The sequence below is a fragment of the Bradyrhizobium sp. S3.3.6 genome, assembly GCF_040546905.1.
GTDB lineage: Bacteria > Pseudomonadota > Alphaproteobacteria > Rhizobiales > Xanthobacteraceae > Bradyrhizobium > Bradyrhizobium cytisi.
In genome coordinates, this window is record NZ_JBEPOT010000012.1 from 118,615 (window position 1) to 135,411 (window position 16,797).

Here is a 16,797-nt window from a genome sequence, read left to right on the forward strand (position 1 = left end):
CGAGCGCAGCGAAGCAATCCAGAATCTTGCCGCGGGGACAGACTGGATTGCTTCGCTGCGCTCGCAATGACGGAGTGCGGGCAAGGAGCGCCGCGCTTCCAACTCACATTTCACACAGCTGCGCACTTTCACGGCGTTTCCCCCACAGCGCGGTGAACGCAACACGCGCTCGCCGCGACCAATAGCGGTCGCCTTCGGGGAGCCAAGGAAATCAAATGCTGGATGCCCAACACTTGATGTGGACGCAGATTGCCGCCGCCGTCTCAGTGCTGCTGTTTGGACTGATGCTGTTCAGCCTGGTCCGCACGTGGCGGCTGTTGCAGGCCGCGCGGGGCTGGGACAAGGTCGAGGGCATCATCACGGTCTCCCGGGTCGATCAGCCGGCGACGCACGCCTCGGACGATCGGAACGATGCCAGGCCCATCATCCGCTATCGCTATCAGGCCGGCGGCCAGGAGCTGGAAAGCGACAAGATCTTTGTCGGCGGGCCCACCATCACCACAAGGGTGCTCGCCGCAAAACTGGCCGGACGATATCCGGTCGGCGCGCATGTCGATGTCTACGTCGATCCGAAGCAACCGACCGAGACCCTGCTGGAGCCCGCCGAAGCGCAGAACGTCGCGGCGCTGGTGGCGTTCGCGATCGTGCTCGGCTTCATTGCCGCGACCCTGACCGCGCATTCACTGGCAGGTCGCGTGCTCTACGCCGACAAGGGCGTTCCGCTGTTCGCGTTCGCGCTGCCGATCATCGTGCTCGTGGGCGGCGTGTTCCTCGTCGCCGAATATGTCAGGACCCGCCGGCTCGCAAGCGCCAGCCTGCGCTGGCCGACCACAGCTGGCAGGATCACCCGTTGCGACGTGATCGAGGAGATCATCGAGGAGAAGACCGATCACGACGACAAACCGACGACCACCGAGCTCCGACATCGCTATCAGGTCGCCCTGCGCTACGCCTACAGGGTCGGCAAGCGCGACTTCATCGGCACCGAAGTCGATTGGGGCGGCACCATGATCTCCGGGTTTCGCGAGGTCGCGGAAAAGGCCGCGGCGCGATATCATCCCGGGCAGAATGTCAAAGTTTATTACGATCCGGACCAGCCGGGACAGGCCGTGCTGGAGCCTGCGAGCCGGGAAGGCGCGCTGGGGCCGCTGATCGGCGCCGCGGTCTGTGCGATCGTCGGCGGCTCCTTTCTGACCATTTTGATCAAGGTGGGATTCGCGTAACGGGCCTTGGTGTCATTCCGGGGCGCGCGGAGCGCGAGCTATGATGCGCAATTGCGCATCTGAGAATCCATTGTGCAGCAAGTGTCGCCGATGAATCGATTCCGGGCTCGCGCCAAGCGGCGCGCCCTGGAATGACGGGGCCCCTCACCCCTTCGGCGGCGCCAGCGGCTGCAATATCTCCTGGAACGGCGCCAGCGCCTCGCAGCGATCGGCATGTGCGCTCAACGCCGGATAGCGCGCCGTGTCGAACAGTTGCGGATGCGCCTCGCGGGTGAAGCGTGTGACGCAGGCGACTGCGATGTCGGCATGGCCGATGCGGCCACCCAGCCAGTACGGCGTCGTCACCTTGGCGCGCTCGGCTTCCAGCACGCCGAGCACGTCGCCGATCTGCGCCTGGCAGCGCTCGACCCATAGCGCGAGCTGCTCCTTCCGCAGCACGCGTTCGTAGAGCAGGCTGACCGCCTTGTCGCCGAGGCCGGTCGCGAGCGCGCAAATCCGCAGATGCCGGCGCCGCTCGACGCCGCTTCGCGGCAGCATCGCCTTCTCGGGCCCGACGAGCTCGTCGAGATAGTCCAGAATGATCGTGCTCTCGATCAGCGCTTCGCCGTCATCGAGCACCAGGGTCGGCACGCGGCGCAACGGATTGTACGGCGCTATTCTGTCGGCATCGCCGAAGGTCGACCATGGCTTGTGCTCGAAGCTAAGGCCGTAGAGCCGCAGCGCAATCGCGACGCGGCGCACGAAGGGGGAATCATATTGGCCGATCAGGAACATGGTTCTCGCTCTTCTCTGGCGGTGGATGAGGCGGGGCCGATCAGTTTCCACGACAACATCGGAACGACGCAAGCAAAATCCTGGACATGGAGCATTGCGCCTGACGCAACGGCGCTCGCGACAGCGTCGTCCGGATGCGCTATCAAGGACCGCATCATGACAGTGACATCAGACATCACCCGGGAGCGGATCGCGGCGACGGAAGCCGTTATCCGCCCGCACATCCGGCGCACGCCACTGCTCGCAGCCGACCTCGCCGATTTCGGCCTGCCGGCAGCGCCCGTCATTTTCAAGCTCGAGCTGCTGCAGCATTCCGGATCGTTCAAGGCGCGAGGGGCGTTCGCCAATCTGCTGCTGCGGCAGGTGCCGCAAGCCGGTGTCGTCGCCGCATCCGGCGGCAATCACGGCGCCGCGGTCGCCTATGCGGCGCAGCGGCTCAAAATTCCCGCCACGATTTTCGTTCCCGACATCACCTCGCCCGCCAAGGCCGAGCGGATCAAGGGTTATGGCGCCGAGCTCGTGATCGCGGGCAACCGCTACGCCGATGCGCTTGCGGCCAGCGAAGCCCATGTCGCGCGGACCGGCGCCATGGCCGTTCATGCCTACGATCAGATCGAAACCCTGCTCGGCCAGGGCAGTGTCGGACTGGAGCTGGAGCAGGACGCGCCCGGCATCGACACGCTGCTGGTGGCGGTCGGTGGCGGCGGGCTGATCGGCGGCATCGCGGCATGGACCGCCGGCCGGACCCGCATCATTGCCGTCGAGCCGGAGCTCTCACCGACCCTGCACGCCGCCTTCGCGGCAGGAGCCCCGGTCGACGCGCCGGCCAGCGGCCTCGCCGCCGACAGCCTCGCGCCGCGGCGCGTCGGCGAATTGATGTTCCCGATCGCGCGCGCCCATGTCGAGCGCGTCGTCCTCGTCAGCGACGATTCGATCCGGCAGGCCCAGGCCGCGCTGTGGTCGCGCCTGCGTCTGGTCGCCGAGCCGGGCGGCGCGGCGGCGTTTGCCGCATTGCTCTCCGGCCGTTATCGGCCGTCGGTAGGCGAACGTATCGCGGTACTTGTCTGCGGCGCCAACACGACGGCGGTGAACTTCGACAATTAGCGGAGGAACGGCGACGCTCACGCCTCGTCATTGCGAGCGCAGCGAAGCAATCCAGAATCGTTCCGCGGAGACAAAACTGGATTGCTTCGCTGCGCTCGCAATGACGGAAGGAGCCGCGCCCCACACTCGCTACTCGATGATCGGAACGTGCTTCGCCGCATCGCGCGGTGCCGCGCCGTCGAGCCGCGGATCATCCGCGACCTCGATCTGGCGGCGGAACGGGATGAAGCCTGAGCGCTGATAGAACGCGACTGCCGACGGATGATCGAAGGTGCAGGTGTGCACCCAGACGCGACGCACATCGCCGGACCACGCGCGCTCCAGTGCGCGGTTCATCAGGAAGCGGGCGGCGCCGGTGCCGATCAGGCCTGCTGTGACGCCGAAATAGACCAGCTCGCACTGGCCGGGGTCGCGGAAATCCAGCTCGAGCAGGCCCTCGTCGCGACCGTCCACGACGAGCGCGTAGATTTCGATGCCCGGCGCTTGGATGATCGCGGCGAGCTGTGCGTCGTTCATGCGCAGCCGCGAGAGCCACAGCCATTCCTCGCCGACGCGGCGATAGAGATCGCGGTACCAATCAAGCGGGGGTGCGTCGGCCTTACGCAACGTCCACGCGCCGGGCCGATCGTCGCGGGCAGCGGGGCGTGCGGTCATCTCCAGATGGGTGACGACCGCGGCGATCTTGCCGGCGGGGATGTCGGAATAGCCGTCGGGGAGGGTCATGGCGGTTTCCTGTGAAGCCGAGCGCGAGCCACATATTCTACGTCGTCCCGGCGGAGGCCGGGACCCATAACCACGAATGTAGATTGTCTTGCGACGCTGTAACAACGAGTCCCATGCACAACATCTGCTGCGGAGTATAGGTCCCGGCCTTCGCCGGGACGACAGAGGTGTTTGCAGCCGCGTCCTTCTGAGCCTCGCTCACCTTGGCGTCAGCGTGATCGCTTCCGCGGTCGCGGCTTCGACTGCGGAGAGGCTGTAGAGCAGCGGGACATACTGGCCGTTGGCCCAGAGCGGGGCGAGGTCGCGGTAGTGGCCGCTGAAGGGATCGCCGGACTGGCCGGGCGTGTTGATGGTGCGGCTCGCATCCCAATTGCCGACGTCGAGCACCATGCGGAACGAGGCGCCGGCGGTGAGCTGATAGTCGGAGCGGCGATAGGTGGCGGCGCGCGGCACGTTGGCGGCGCCGCCATAGGCGAGCGGGCCGACCGACAATTGCGCCGCCGTGGCCTTGTCGGCGAGCGGCATCAGCGCGTGATCGAACTTTGCGACATGGAGCCGGCCCCAGCGCCAGGTGGAGGGATCAGGACCGAGCTTGCCGGCGACATCGGCCACCGCCGCACCCAGGCTGTCGCGCAAGATCTGGTCGCGCGCAGCTGCGGGATCGACGCCGAACGACGCATCCGGCGATTCCAGCGCGGCGACGAGCGCCGGAATGCTGGAGGCCTCGGGCGCGATCAGGTCCGCCGCCTTGGGCGCCGTGGTTTTCAGCAGCCTGGGGCCGAGATGATTGGCGATCCAAACCTCGAACACGGCCGCCGCGGCGCTGTCGGCGGAATCGCGCGCGTCCCACGGCTTGAGCAGATCGAGACCCTGCTTCACGTTGACATCATCAGACGACAACGGCTGCAGCAGCTTGACCAGCCGGCGTCCCAGCATGGCGGTGTCGTCGTTCTGCAGATCCATGGCGTCGGCGAGCGTCACCTTGGTGTTGGCCGCGAGCACGTCGGTGATGCGCTGCCAGCGCGCACTGTCGGACCATTCGAAGCCGACCCTGCGCTCGTTGACGGGATAATCGGGCGGCAGGTTCATGTGGTTCGCCGTGGCGAAAAAGCCCTGCTTGGGCTGATATGATTTCGGCAGCTCGTCGAGCGACAAGAATCCCTGCCATTCATAACGGCCATCGCCGGGCACCGGCATCAGGCCGTCGAAGTTCAGGCGGCGCGGCGTCTTGCCGGCGGCGACCCAGCCTATATTGCCCTTGGTGTCGGCATAGACCTGGTTCTCCGACGGCGCGCCCCAGCGCCGCATGGCGCCGAGAAAACCGGTCCAATCCTTTGCGGTCATGTAATCCGACGAGCCGAAGTAAGCCGACGTGCCGGGCTCGAACCAGATCGAGCGCACGGCGAAGGCGCGCTTGTTGGCGTCGTCGACGAAGACGACGGGACCGTGGCGGGTGAATTTCAGCTCGAGGTCGCGATCGGCCTCGCCCTTGACCTGCTGCTTCTCGTGGACGATGCGCATGTCCTCCCAGCCGCTGCCGTAGCGATACTGGTTGGGATTTTGCGGATTGAGCTCGTAGACGTAGAGGTCTTCCTGGTCGACGTTGAAGATGGTGAGGCCGAAGGCGATGGTGCCATTGTGGCCAATCGAGATGCCGGGCAGCGCCGGCTCGCCGGCGCCGATCACGGAGAGGCCGGGCGCATTGAGCCCGACGATGTAGCGCAGCGAGGGCACGCTGTGCTCGCGATGCGGATCGTTGGCGAGGATCGGACGGCCCGTCGCGGTGCGCGAGGCCGCGATCACCCAATTGTTGGAGCCGATGGTGTCGCGCTGCTGATCGGCTTGGGTGAGGTATTTGTCGGGATCGTGCGCGAGCGCGGCCTTCTGGTCCTTTGGCGCGGCAAAGGCCACAGGGCGGGTCGCGAGATCGTAGGCCGCGAGCACGGCCTTCGGCACGCTGCAGGGATCGAGGCCATCGGGGATTTTCGTGGTCCAGGCCGGCTCGAGCTTGACGCGAAACCGATCGGCATCGAGGCCTGCGGCGCAGGCGACCAGCGAACGCTTCACCTCGGAAGCGACGTTGCGCGTCAGGCCGTGGCTGCGGATGCGGACGACGTCATCGGCGACCCAAAGTTCCGGCATGGTGCCGGCGATCCTGAACTCGATCGGCAGCGGTCGTTTTCCCGCGCGCACGTCGGCGACATAGGCGTTGACGCCGGCAACGAAGGCGTCCGCATAGGTCTTCGCCTTGGGGCCGTAGGCCGCCCACTCCGCATTCATGTCGCCGCGATAGAGAAACAGCCGCAGCGCCTTGTCCTGCTCGGCATAGGCCTGGCCGAAATCCCTGGCGAGCAGGCCGAGCCCGCGCTTGCGCCAGAGATCGATCTGCCAGAGCCGGTCGCGCGCGGCGTTGAAGCCCTGCAGGAAGAACAGGTCGTGCTCGTTGCCGGCATAGATGTGCGGAATGCCCCAGACGTCGACCAGGATCCGGGCGGGGGCGTTGAGACCGGCGACATCGGTTTTGGTTTGCCTCGCGCTGCCGAGCGAGTTCGGCTTGTCGCGCGCGATGGCTGGCGAGGCGAGCAGCGCGGCGCAGATCGCCGCAGTGCAGAGCTTTTGGATGACCCGGTTGAAATCCGTGTTCATTGTCTTCTCCCGTTGTTGTTGATTGGGGCGCAACGCGCCCGCTATTCCCCCTCGTCGCTCGCCAGCACGCCCTTCACCGCGCGGGCCCAGCCGGCGAGCTTTCGATCGCGCGTGGCCTGGCTCATGTTCGGCTTGAAGCGGTGCTCGAGGCGCCAATTGTCGGCGAATTTGGTCGGCTCGGGATAGACGCCGGCCTGGAGACCGGCGAGATAGGCCGCACCGAGCGCGGTGGTCTCCTGGATCACGGGGCGATCGACCGGGGCGTCGAGGAGATCGGCGAGACGCTGCATGGTCCAGTCCGACGCGGTCATGCCGCCATCGACGCGGAGCACGACGCTCGCGATTTCCGAGCTCGGCCAGTCCGCGCGCATCGCGGCCCAGAGATCGAAGGTCTGGTAGCAGACGCTTTCGAGCGCGGCATGTGCAAGCTCGGCCGGGCCGGTGTTGCGGGTGAGGCCGAACAGCGCGCCGCGGACGCGCGGATTCCAGTAGGGCGCGCCCATGCCGACGAAGGCCGGCACGAGGTAGACGCTCTGCATGGAGTCGGACTGATCGGCAAGAGGTCCGGTTTCGGCGGCGTGCTTGATGATGCCGAGGCCGTCGCGCAGCCACTGCACCGCCGAGCCTGCGACGAAGATCGAGCCTTCGAGCGCGTAGGTGCGCTTGCCGCCGAGCTGGTAGGCGATGGTGGTGAGCAGCTTGTTCTTCGAGACAACAGGCGTGGCGCCGGTGTTGAGCAGGGCGAAACAGCCGGTGCCGTAGGTCGATTTCATCATTCCCGGACGAAAGCAGGCTTGCCCGATGGTCGCGGCCTGCTGGTCGCCAGCGATGCCGGAGATCGCGATCGCGCCGCCGAACAGGTCCGGCGTGCTCTCGCCGAAATGAGCCGAGGAATCCTTCACCTCGGGCAGCATCGAGCGCGGCACGCCGATGATCTCGAGCAGCTCGTCGTCCCACTGTCCGGTGTGGATGTTGAACAGCAGCGTGCGCGAGGCATTGGTGGCGTCGGTGGCGTGCACCTTGCCGCCGGTGAGGCGCCACAGCAGGTAGCAATCGACTGTGCCGAACATCAGCTCGCCGCGGGCGGCGCGTCCCCGCGCACCGGGCACGTGATCGAGGATCCAGGCGACCTTGGTGCCGGAGAAATAGGGATCGATAATCAGGCCGGTCTTCTGCGAGATCGTGGGCTCGCGGCCCTCGTGCTTGAGCTTCGCGCAGATGTCGGCGGTGCGGCGGTCCTGCCAGACGATGGCGCGGTGCACGGCTTGTCCCGTGGCGCGGTCCCACACCACCGTGGTCTCGCGCTGGTTGGTGATGCCGATCGCGGCGATGTCCTTCGCCGTGATGCCGGCCTGCGCGATCGCGTCGCGGCAGACCGTCACGGTCGAGGTCCAGATGTCCTCCGGCTCGTGCTCGACCCAGCCCGAGGCCGGAAAATGCTGCGGAAACTCGGCTTGCGCACGCGCGGCAATCGAGATGTCGCTGCGAAACACGATCGCACGCGAGGAGGTTGTGCCCTGGTCGATGGCGAGGACGAAAGACATGGAAGCTTACCCTGGCGTTCTCTTGGCGTAGTCTTGGCGTTCCCCTGAGGGGGATAATTGTGTCGCGCCAAAAGGAGCGGATTAGGGCAGGAAGGTCAAGGCCGCCGCATGTGGCGCTTGAGGACTGTGAACCTGCTTGGCCTCGTGGTTCGAGACGCGCCGTAAGGCGGCGCTCCTCACCATGAGGGTCTTAGAGCGTAGGGTTTGGATCAAGGTTTTGAAACGAGACCTCATCCTGAGGAGCCCGCCAAAGCGGGCGTCTCGAAGGATGGGCCGCGAGCAAGCCGCTGGCCCGGAGACTAGGATGGCGGGAGCGAAGATGCTACATCCCCGGACCGGCAATCCGGGGCGGCATGACATTCACTTCGTTTCAGTTCGGCATCTTCGTTGCGGTGGTGTTCGGCGCCTATTATTTGCCGCCGTTGCGCCGCTTCCAGGTTCAGCTGCTGGTGCTCGCAAGCCTGGTGTTCTATGGCTCCGGCCAGCCGGAACTGCTGCCGCTATTGCTGCTTGCCGTGCTCGGAACCTATCTCTGCCTGGTGCTGGCGTTCGACAACCGCGCGCTCTGGATGCCGGCCGGCATCGTGTTCAATCTCGCGCTGCTGGCGTTCTTCAAATACAAGCTGCTGTTCATCGACTTAGCCGCGGTTCACCCGACCGGCGTCGCACCGCTGGATGTGCTGCTGCGATTGCCGCTGCCGATCGGCATCTCGTTTTTCGTGTTCCACAATATCAGCCTGCTGGTCGACCTGACGCGCGAGAAGCAGCCGCCGCCACTGCGCGACGTGTTCCTCTACATCATCTTTTTCCCGCAGCTCGTGTCCGGGCCGATCACCCGCGCGGGGCAGTTCATGCCGCAGATCGCGCCCAAACGGCTCGCTGAGGTCGATGTCGTCGCGGCCGCAAAATGGGTCCTGACCGGCTTCTTCTTCAAGCTCTACGTCGCGAACAATCTCAACGAGATGACGTCCTACATGGACTATCCGCTCTACGAGACCGTGTCGACGCCGGACCGCTGGCTGCTCGTGTTCCTGTACAGCTACCAGATCTATGCCGATTTCTTCGGCTATTCGGCGATTGCGCTTGGCCTGGCGCTGCTGTTCGGCTATCGCCTGCCCGTCAACTTTGACCTGCCCTACATCGCGGTCTCGTTCTCCGAGTTCTGGACTCGCTGGCACATCTCGCTGTCGACCTGGCTCAGGACCTATCTCTACATCCCGCTCGGCGGCAACAGGAAGGGGCCGGCCCGGACCTGCCTCAATCTGATGATCGTGATGACGCTCGGCGGGCTCTGGCATGGCGCGAGCCTGAGCTACGCGCTGTGGGGCATGCTGCACGGCCTGCTGCTGGTCGTCGAGCGGCCGTTCCTGAGATTTCTCGGCGAAGCCGGGCCTGTGGTGCGGGTCGCCCGCATGGGCGTGGTGTTTTTCTGCGTGACGATGCTCTGGATCTTCTTCAAGCTGCCGAACTTCGATCACGCGCTCGGCTATCTCGCAGGGATGTTCGCGCCGACTGACAATCCCAATCCGACAAAGCTGTTCCGCAACATGGCGCTGCTCTACGCCCTCCCCGTCCTGATCCAGCACCTTGGCATCGGTGCGCTCCTGGAGGGCAAGCTGCGGCGATGGGAGCCGTACCTCTATGGCGCGCTGGCGGCGATGGCCTGGCTCGAGGCCGGGCCGGACGCCGCCTTCATCTATTTCCAGTTCTGACCATGCCGCAGTCACCGAGACTTTCATGGCTGATCAAATGCGCGGGCGTCGCGGTGGCGCTGCTGCTCGCCTGCAGCCTTGCCACCGCGCGTTTCGGCTTCGGGCTGCAGCAGCCGACCGTCACCACCCGCGACGGCACCATCATCACGCTCAACCGCTATGTCGGGGAGCCCGTGCCTGACCTCGTGCTGGTCGGCAGCTCGGTCGCCTGGCGTCTGAAGGAGGAATATTTCACACGCCCGCGCGTCCGCAATCTCGCGCTCGCCGGCGGCTCGCCGGTGACCAGCCTGGACATCGTCGCGAAGCGGAAAAGCCTGCCGAAGATCGTCCTGATCGAGACCAACGTTCTCACGCGCCTGCCCGACGACGCGCTGATCGCCAAATTTTCCGGCGGCGCGCGCACCGAGACGCTATTCCTGCGCCCGGTGCGAACGGCGGTTGCGGCCTATGAAACGTGGAATCACACGCCGCCGAATCCTGCAGACGCGCGCGCCGAGCGGGATCGCCTGCTCAAGGAGCCGCCGAGCCCGTTCGACAACAGGGTCTATCTCGACCGTGCCGTGCAACAGATGAATGACGACGACCCCACCGCTCAGGCGCACGCGAACGTGGCGCGCATCAGACAGCTGATCGACGACATCGAGCGGCGGGGATCACGCGCCTTCCTGCTCGAGATCCCCTTCGCGGCGGAGATCGAGGATTCGCGCATGGTCAGGATGAGCAAGGCGATCGTCCACGCGGCCTTCCCGGATCGTGAGCGTTGGCTGCCGATCGATCCGCCGTCGGGCGAACTGCGCTGGGCCGACGGCGTGCACCTGGACGAGCGATCGTCCCTGCGCGTCGTGCGCGCGATCGAAGGTGCCCTGGCCGAGCGCGACCGGTAGCGGCCGTTGTTGCTCCGCTGATTCCGCTTGTTCGGTGTCATCGCCCGGCTTGACCGGGCGATGACGGCGGAGGCTCAAAACTCATTTGCGATCTTCGACAGCATCCCGAGCAGCGCTTCGCGGTTGGCTTGGCCCAGCAGCTCGTTCAGCCGTGACTCGTGCTTGGTGGCGACGAGCTTCTTGGCGCGCGTCAGCACGGCCTTGCCCTTGTCGGTCAAAACGAGAATGTGCGAGCGGCGGTCGTTGGTGGAGCGGATCCGGGCGCAGAGGTCGCGGCTCTCGAGATTATCGAGCAGGGCGACGAAATTCGGCCGGAGGATGCCGAGGGTCGAGGCGATCTCGGTCTGGTTACGGCCCGGGTTCTTCTCCACCAGCAGCAGCACCGAAAACTGCGCCGGCGTCAGCTGGAGCGAGGCCACGCAGCGCAAGAAGTTCTCGAACACCTTGAGCTGGGCGCGCTTGAGCACGTAGCCGAGCTGTTCCGAGAGCTCGCCGAGCTGGAGGGCTTCGGGCAGGCCCTCGGCGGCATCCTTGCGGCCCTTGGCCCCGTCGCCAGGCTTTTCAGAGGACTTTTCAGCGGTTTTGGAAACGGTCATCGCCTCGTGCTCGTAATCCCGCTAAATTCGGGAGGGATGGTTCGCGGCCCTTGAGATTATATTTGATAATTGTTATGGACCATATCAAATATCGTCAGCGTATTTCAATGGCTGTGAACGGACCATCCACCGCGATCGCGGAGACCGGTCCTTAATCTTTGAGGGGGAGCGTCCGGTCTTGAACACCACCATCATGCTGTTCCTGCTGCAGGATGGCATCACCAATGGCGCGATCTATGCGCTGCTCGGCCTGGCGCTGGTGCTGGTATTTGCCGTCACCCGCGTCATTCTGATCCCCCAGGGCGAGTTCGTCACCTATGGCGCGCTGACCTATGCCTCGCTGGCCTCGGGCCAGATGCCGGGCACGGCCAAGCTGGCGCTCGCCATGGGCACCGTCGCCTTCGCGTTCGACCTGTTCGTTGCCCGCAAGGCGCTGCATGGTCGGCTGATCGTCCGCAGCGTCCTCGGCAACATCGTGTTGCCGGCCATCGTGCTGGCGGTGACGCTGTACTTCGCCGGCCAGAAGCCGCCGGTTGCGGTCTGCATCGCGCTGTCGCTGCTGATCGTCGCGATGATCGGCCTCTATCTCTACCGCATCGCGTTCCAGCCGTTGGCACACACCTCGGTGCTGGTGCTGCTGATCGCCTCGGTCGGCGTCCATCTGGCGCTGCAGGGGCTGGGCCTGCTGTTCTTCGGCGCCGAGGGCCAGCGCGGCCCTGCCGTGCTCTCCGGCGCGTTCACCGCGGGCTCGCTGCGCTTCACCGGCCAGAGCATCACGGTCTACGGCATCACCATCGCCTTCATCGTCGGGCTCTGGCTGTTCTTCGGGCTGACGCTTTACGGCAAGGCGCTGCGCGCCACCGCCGTCAACCGGCTCGGCGCGCGGCTCGCCGGCATCCGCACCACGCTGTCGGGCCAGATCGCCTTCCTGCTGGCCTCCGTCATCGGTGCGCTGTCGGGCATCATGATCGTGCCGATCACGACGCTTTACTATGACTCGGGCTTCCTGATCGGCCTGAAGGGCTTCGTCGCCGCGATCATCGGCGGCCTCGTCAGCTACCCCCTCACGGCGGTCGCAGCCCTCTTCGTTGGCATCGTCGAGGCGTTCTCGTCCTTCTATGCCTCCAACTACAAGGAGGTGATCGTGTTCATGCTCCTGATCCCCGTGCTGCTGCTGCGGTCGCTAGCCGCACCTGCCGTCGAGGAAGAGAAGGACTGACGCCTAAGATGCAGAGCCGGCTTCCCATCCTCATCTTCGCAGCTTTGATGGCAGCGATCCCGTTCGTCCCGGGCATGCCGCCATTCTGGATCGTGCTGCTCGACAATATCGGCCTCACCGCGCTGGTCGCGATGGGCCTCGTGCTGCTCACCGGTGTCGGTGGCCTGACCTCGTTCGGCCAGGCCGCCTTCGTCGGCTTCGGCGCCTACACCACGGCGCTGCTGACGACGGCTTACGGACTGTCGCCGTGGCTGACCTTGCCGCTCTCGCTCGTGGTCAGTGGATTGCTTGCGGTGCTGCTCGGCCTGGTTACGGTCCGCCTCTCCGGCCATTATCTGCCGCTCGGCACGCTGGCCTGGGGGCTCGGCCTGTTCTACCTCTTCAGCAAGCTGGAATTCCTCGGGCGTAACGACGGCATCTCGGCGATCCCGCCGCTGTCGATCGGCACGTTCAGGATGCTCTCACCCGGCTCGATCTACTTTGCGATCTGGGTCGCGGTCATCCTCTCGGCCCTGCTCACGATGAACCTGCTGGACTCCCGCACCGGCCGCGCCATCCGCGCGCTGCGGCGCGGCCATGTGGCGGCCGAAGCGTTCGGCGTGCACACGCCGCGCGCGAAGCTGCTGGTGTTCATCCACGCCGCCGTGCTTGCGGGCCTCTCCGGCTGGCTTTACGCCCATCTCCAGCGCGCGGTGAACCCGACGCCGTTCGGCGCGCAGGCCGGCATCGAATATCTCTTCATCGCGGTGGTCGGCGGCGCCGGTTATGTCTGGGGCGGCGTGCTGGGTGCTGCGATCGTCGTGATCCTGAAAGAGGTGCTGCAGAGCTACCTGCCGCTGATCCTACCCGGCTCCGGCCAGGTCGAGACCATCGTATTCGGCATCCTGCTGGTGGCGCTGCTGCAGCTCGCACCCGGCGGCGTCTGGCCCTGGCTGATGTCATTCCTGCCCGAGCGCACGGCTGGCAGGAAGCCGGACACCTCGCTGAAGCTGGAGGCGCGACCCCGCCCGCCCGGCCAATCCAGCGTGCTGCTCCAGGTCGAGAAGGCGCGCAAGCAGTTCGGCGGCGTGGTCGCCGTCAACAATGTCTCCTTCGAGGTCCAGGCCGGCGAGATCGTCGCGCTGATCGGCCCCAACGGCGCCGGCAAGAGCACCACCTTCAACCTGATCACCGGCGTGCTATCGGCTAGCTCGGGCTCGATCTCGGTGCTCGGCAGGAAAGTGGATCGCGCGCCGCCGCAGGAGATCGTCAAGCTCGGCATCTCCCGCACCTTCCAGCACGTCAAGCTCGTGCCCGATATGACCGTGCTGGAGAACGTCGCGATCGGCGCACATCTGCGCGGCCATTCCGGGCCGCTCGCCTCGATGCTGCGTCTCGACCGCGCCGACGAGGCAAAATTGCTTGCGGAAGCCGCCCGCCAGATCGAGCGCGTCGGCCTCGCCGACCAGATGCATCAACTCGCAGGATCTCTGTCGCTCGGCCAACAGCGCATCGTCGAGATCGCCCGCGCGCTGTGCGTCGATCCGATGCTGCTGCTGCTCGACGAGCCCGCGGCGGGCCTGCGCCACATGGAAAAGCAGCAGCTTGCGAAACTGCTGCGCGATTTGCGCGACGGCGGCATGAGCGTGCTGCTGGTCGAGCACGACATGGGTTTCGTGATGAACCTCGCCGACCGCATCGTGGTGCTGGATTTCGGCACCAAGATCGCGGAAGGCACGCCTGCCACGATCAAGACCAATCCCGAAGTGATCAAGGCCTATCTCGGAGTGGCAGCATGAGCGCGCTGTTGTCCGTCACCGATGCGCATGTCGCCTATGGCAAGGTCGAGGCCGTGCGCTCGGTCGCGCTCGAGGTCGGCGAGAACCAGATCGTCACCATCGTCGGCGCCAATGGCGCCGGCAAGACCACGCTGCTGTCGGCCATCATGGGCATCCTGCCGCTCAAGGGCCGTGTCGCCTTTGCCGGCCAGGACCTGGCCCGGCTCGACATCGAGGACCGCGTCGCGATGGGGCTCGGCCTCGTGCCTGAGCACCGCGAATTGTTCGTGACCATGAATGTCGAGGACAATCTCGAGCTTGGCGCTTTCCGCATCGAGAGAAGCAAGGCAAAGGCCTCGATGGAGCAGGTCTATGCGCTGTTTCCGCGCCTGAAGGAGCGGCGCAAGCAGCTTGCCGGCACGCTCTCCGGCGGCGAGCAGCAGATGCTCGCCATGGGCCGCGCGCTGATGGGCGCGCCGAAGCTCCTGATGCTGGACGAGCCGAGCCTCGGCCTCGCGCCGATCATCGTCGCCGATATTTTCCGCATCATCACCGAGCTGCGCGCCAGCGGCGTGTCCGTGCTGCTGGTCGAGCAGAACGCGCAGGCCGCGCTGAAGATCGCCGACCAGGCCTATGTGATGGAGCTCGGCGAGTTCGTGCTCAGCGGCAAGGCCAGCGACATCGCGGCGAACGAGGCGGTGGCGGCGAGCTATCTCGGCTTCCAGCACGAAGGCGCAAGCGTGCTATAACTACGTGCGGCTCGCCGTCCGCACGAAACCCCAGGCGGCGATCGCGGCCATCAGCAGCGAGATCAGCACGTTGTAGCCGGCGAGCGACAGGCCGAGGAAGCGCCACTGCACCTCGTCGCAACGCACCACCTTGACGGTGTCGAGCCGCGACAGCAGATCGCCGGCGCTGCCGAGATTTCCGACCGGACCCGTGCAGTCGGTCGGCCCCTTCCACAACCCCCATTCGACGCCCGAGTGATAGGTGCCGAGGCCGGCATTGGCGAGCGCCGCCAGCGCGAGGAGCGCGAGCCCGGCCAGCAGCAGCGGCCGCGGCGCGCCGCTCCGCGCCGCGAGCGCCGTGAGCGCACCGAGCGCGATCGCGAGATAATAGGCGTAGCGCTGCTCGAGGCAGAGCGGACAGGGCAGAATCTCCAGCACGAGCTGAAAGAACCAGGCGCCCGCGATCGTCGCCGCCGCGATCAGCGTGACCGCCAGCGAGGCGGTCAGCGCCGGCGTACTGGCCGGTCGAAACGCGGGTATTGCGGCACTCTGGGTCGTCACGGCGGCCTCTCCAGATGGGACGTGGCCCTAAGCCTCTAACCCTGGCCGGTGCGGCTGTCGAGAACGGCCGGGATCACTTTGGCGCGGGTTGACCTCGCTTTGTCCATGGCTGTAGTCCGCCGGCTTCGCAACGCCCTCATTCGGAAGGCGACGTCGCCGGCCAGCTGGGCGATAAAATCAGAAATAAAACTTTTAGTTGATTTGCAGGGCCCGTGATGCAATGTTTGATTGTGTCGATAGACGATATATCTCAGAGCGGGTAAGCGTAGGGAGCAGGCGATGCCGAGCTATCAAGACATCTACGTGCGGGACAATTTTGGCGACACCGGCGTCTTCCCGTCGACGGGCGTTCCATACATGTCGCCCGACATCATCCCGCTCCAGAGTGGCACGTTGTCGGTGGAGCAGGCCATTTCGACGTATGGCGGTCCCGATCAGGGCAAGCACATCCTCAATCCCGGCCTGAACAACATCTACGTCCGCGCCAAGAATTTGCAGCCAGGCGGCACCGAGACCGGAACGGCCTCTCTCTACTTCGCCAAGACCTCGCTCGTGATGTTGCCGGACACATGGCGGAACAATCAGCTGCTTACGTCGGCGGGCCAGTCAAGCGTATCGTTCGTGAACGCATCGGGCAGCACCAATCTCAATCCAAATGACATCGCGCTCAGCAGCCCGGCCTTTTTCTGGAGCAGCGTGCCGGACCCCACCTGGAGCCATTGTCTGGTCGCGATCGTCAATACCCCCAATACCGTTGTTACGATCCCGGCCCGTTTCGCCAGCAATGCCGCTTACGTCCAATGGGTGCAGAACAATCCCGCCGTCGCATGGCGCAACATCATCATCGTTCCGAACGGCCAGGCCAACGTCATCAAGAATGTAGAATTCTCCAACCAGGATTCGGTCCCGCACTACTTCTACTTCTCGCTCACCGCGCGCAATTGCCCGCTCAATACCGCCGTCACCATGCAGTGCACCCACCAATCCTGTCCGATCAACTGGAACGGGACGATCCCGGCGCCTGATCCCAACGGCAATCAGATCATGGGTTTCCAGAACAGCGTCCCGGCCGGCTTTCTCTCCGGGTCCCTGGCGATGTCCGCTACCGCGCCATCCGGACAGACGTTCCCGCGCGGCATGACGCTTGACCTGATGGCCTATCAGGTGCCCGCCTCGCAGCTATTTGACGAGTTGGACGAGATCGAACGCGACGTGGTTCGCCACTATGAGGTTACCGAAGATCATCTGGTGAAGGGCCTCGCCAAAGACGGCGGCGGAAAGATGCTGATCAAGCTTGGCCAAGTGAACTTCGTCGTACCGGCTTAG

At 65.4% G+C, this 16,797-nt stretch carries 14 protein-coding genes; 8 read left to right on the forward strand and 6 right to left on the reverse strand.

What is annotated here, in order from left to right; translation table 11 throughout:
• Positions 1-215 precede the first annotated feature (215 nt).
• Entirely contained in the window at positions 216-1,223 is a 1,008-nt protein-coding gene (locus ABID59_RS28865) for a DUF3592 domain-containing protein (protein ID WP_148755304.1), read from the forward strand.
• A 144-nt stretch (positions 1,224-1,367) separates the two neighbouring features.
• Here ABID59_RS28865 and ABID59_RS28870 read toward each other — a convergent pair whose 3' ends face one another.
• The gene (locus tag ABID59_RS28870; protein ID WP_354032438.1) at positions 1,368-1,997 is read right to left on the reverse strand and encodes a glutathione S-transferase family protein; all 630 of its coding nucleotides are present in this window, start codon (positions 1,995-1,997) and stop codon (positions 1,368-1,370) included.
• A gap of 156 nt (positions 1,998-2,153) precedes the next feature.
• Here ABID59_RS28870 and ABID59_RS28875 point away from each other — a divergent pair, with 156 nt between their 5' ends.
• Entirely contained in the window at positions 2,154-3,101 is a 948-nt protein-coding gene (locus tag ABID59_RS28875; RefSeq protein ID WP_148755306.1) for a threonine/serine dehydratase, read from the forward strand.
• A 129-nt stretch (positions 3,102-3,230) separates the two neighbouring features.
• Here the strand turns inward: ABID59_RS28875 and ABID59_RS28880 are convergent, their stop codons facing one another.
• The 3 genes from ABID59_RS28880 to glpK form a co-directional block, all read right to left on the reverse strand.
• The gene (locus ABID59_RS28880) at positions 3,231-3,824 is read right to left on the reverse strand and encodes a GNAT family N-acetyltransferase (RefSeq protein ID WP_354085612.1); all 594 of its coding nucleotides are present in this window, start codon (positions 3,822-3,824) and stop codon (positions 3,231-3,233) included.
• A 198-nt stretch (positions 3,825-4,022) separates the two neighbouring features.
• Positions 4,023-6,470, reverse strand: a complete 2,448-nt coding sequence (locus ABID59_RS28885) for a penicillin acylase family protein (RefSeq protein WP_354085613.1) — start codon at positions 6,468-6,470, stop codon at positions 4,023-4,025.
• Between the two features lie 41 nt (positions 6,471-6,511).
• Positions 6,512-8,014 (reverse strand): glycerol kinase GlpK, encoded by a 1,503-nt coding sequence (gene glpK, locus ABID59_RS28890; RefSeq protein ID WP_354085614.1) that lies wholly within the window; start codon positions 8,012-8,014, stop codon positions 6,512-6,514.
• Between the two features lie 353 nt (positions 8,015-8,367).
• On the opposite strand from glpK, the gene ABID59_RS28895 reads away from it, so the two are divergent.
• Together ABID59_RS28895 and ABID59_RS28900 are read left to right on the forward strand one after the other, a co-directional pair.
• On the forward strand, positions 8,368-9,726 hold the full coding sequence (locus tag ABID59_RS28895) for an MBOAT family O-acyltransferase (protein WP_354085615.1): 1,359 nt from the start codon (positions 8,368-8,370) through the stop codon (positions 9,724-9,726).
• Between the two features lie 53 nt (positions 9,727-9,779).
• The gene (locus tag ABID59_RS28900; RefSeq protein ID WP_354085616.1) at positions 9,780-10,610 is read left to right on the forward strand and encodes a hypothetical protein; all 831 of its coding nucleotides are present in this window, start codon (positions 9,780-9,782) and stop codon (positions 10,608-10,610) included.
• A 74-nt stretch (positions 10,611-10,684) separates the two neighbouring features.
• Here the strand turns inward: ABID59_RS28900 and ABID59_RS28905 are convergent, their stop codons facing one another.
• Positions 10,685-11,206 carry a MarR family winged helix-turn-helix transcriptional regulator gene (locus ABID59_RS28905; RefSeq protein ID WP_148755312.1) on the reverse strand — a complete coding sequence of 174 codons (522 nt, stop codon included), beginning with the start codon at positions 11,204-11,206 and terminating at the stop codon, positions 10,685-10,687.
• A gap of 178 nt (positions 11,207-11,384) precedes the next feature.
• Between ABID59_RS28905 and ABID59_RS28910 the strand changes: the two genes are divergently transcribed.
• The 3 genes from ABID59_RS28910 to ABID59_RS28920 are packed head-to-tail and all read left to right on the forward strand — an operon-like array spanning position 11,385 to position 14,931.
• Complete coding sequence (locus ABID59_RS28910; protein WP_354085617.1) at positions 11,385-12,425, forward strand: branched-chain amino acid ABC transporter permease; 1,041 nt, start codon at positions 11,385-11,387, stop codon at positions 12,423-12,425.
• Positions 12,426-12,433: 8 nt separating this feature from the next.
• Positions 12,434-14,203 (forward strand): branched-chain amino acid ABC transporter ATP-binding protein/permease, encoded by a 1,770-nt coding sequence (locus tag ABID59_RS28915; RefSeq protein ID WP_354085618.1) that lies wholly within the window; start codon positions 12,434-12,436, stop codon positions 14,201-14,203.
• Positions 14,200-14,931, forward strand: coding sequence for an ABC transporter ATP-binding protein (locus ABID59_RS28920; protein WP_148755314.1), 732 nt, complete (start codon positions 14,200-14,202; stop codon positions 14,929-14,931). Before ABID59_RS28915 ends, ABID59_RS28920 begins: the two co-directional genes overlap by 4 nt.
• Here the strand turns inward: ABID59_RS28920 and ABID59_RS28925 are convergent, their stop codons facing one another.
• Positions 14,932-15,471, reverse strand: coding sequence for a disulfide bond formation protein B (locus ABID59_RS28925; protein WP_148755315.1), 540 nt, complete (start codon positions 15,469-15,471; stop codon positions 14,932-14,934).
• A gap of 279 nt (positions 15,472-15,750) precedes the next feature.
• Between ABID59_RS28925 and ABID59_RS28930 the strand changes: the two genes are divergently transcribed.
• Positions 15,751-16,797 (forward strand): hypothetical protein, encoded by a 1,047-nt coding sequence (locus tag ABID59_RS28930; protein WP_354085619.1) that lies wholly within the window; start codon positions 15,751-15,753, stop codon positions 16,795-16,797.

Excerpts from the sequence above, each read along its gene's own strand:
- ABID59_RS28930 (WP_354085619.1), top strand. The coding sequence starts at position 15,751 with ATGCCGAGCTATCAAGACATCTACGTGCGGGACAATTTTGGCGACACC.
- ABID59_RS28870 (WP_354032438.1), bottom strand. The coding sequence starts at position 1,997 with ATGTTCCTGATCGGCCAATATGATTCCCCCTTCGTGCGCCGCGTCGCG.
- glpK (WP_354085614.1), bottom strand. The coding sequence starts at position 8,014 with ATGTCTTTCGTCCTCGCCATCGACCAGGGCACAACCTCCTCGCGTGCG.
- ABID59_RS28880 (WP_354085612.1), bottom strand. The coding sequence starts at position 3,824 with ATGACCCTCCCCGACGGCTATTCCGACATCCCCGCCGGCAAGATCGCC.
- ABID59_RS28915 (WP_354085618.1), top strand. The coding sequence starts at position 12,434 with ATGCAGAGCCGGCTTCCCATCCTCATCTTCGCAGCTTTGATGGCAGCG.
- ABID59_RS28875 (WP_148755306.1), top strand. The coding sequence starts at position 2,154 with ATGACAGTGACATCAGACATCACCCGGGAGCGGATCGCGGCGACGGAA.
- ABID59_RS28905 (WP_148755312.1), bottom strand. The coding sequence starts at position 11,206 with ATGACCGTTTCCAAAACCGCTGAAAAGTCCTCTGAAAAGCCTGGCGAC.
- ABID59_RS28865 (WP_148755304.1), top strand. The coding sequence starts at position 216 with ATGCTGGATGCCCAACACTTGATGTGGACGCAGATTGCCGCCGCCGTC.
- ABID59_RS28920 (WP_148755314.1), top strand. The coding sequence starts at position 14,200 with ATGAGCGCGCTGTTGTCCGTCACCGATGCGCATGTCGCCTATGGCAAG.
- ABID59_RS28895 (WP_354085615.1), top strand. The coding sequence starts at position 8,368 with ATGACATTCACTTCGTTTCAGTTCGGCATCTTCGTTGCGGTGGTGTTC.
- ABID59_RS28885 (WP_354085613.1), bottom strand. The coding sequence starts at position 6,470 with ATGAACACGGATTTCAACCGGGTCATCCAAAAGCTCTGCACTGCGGCG.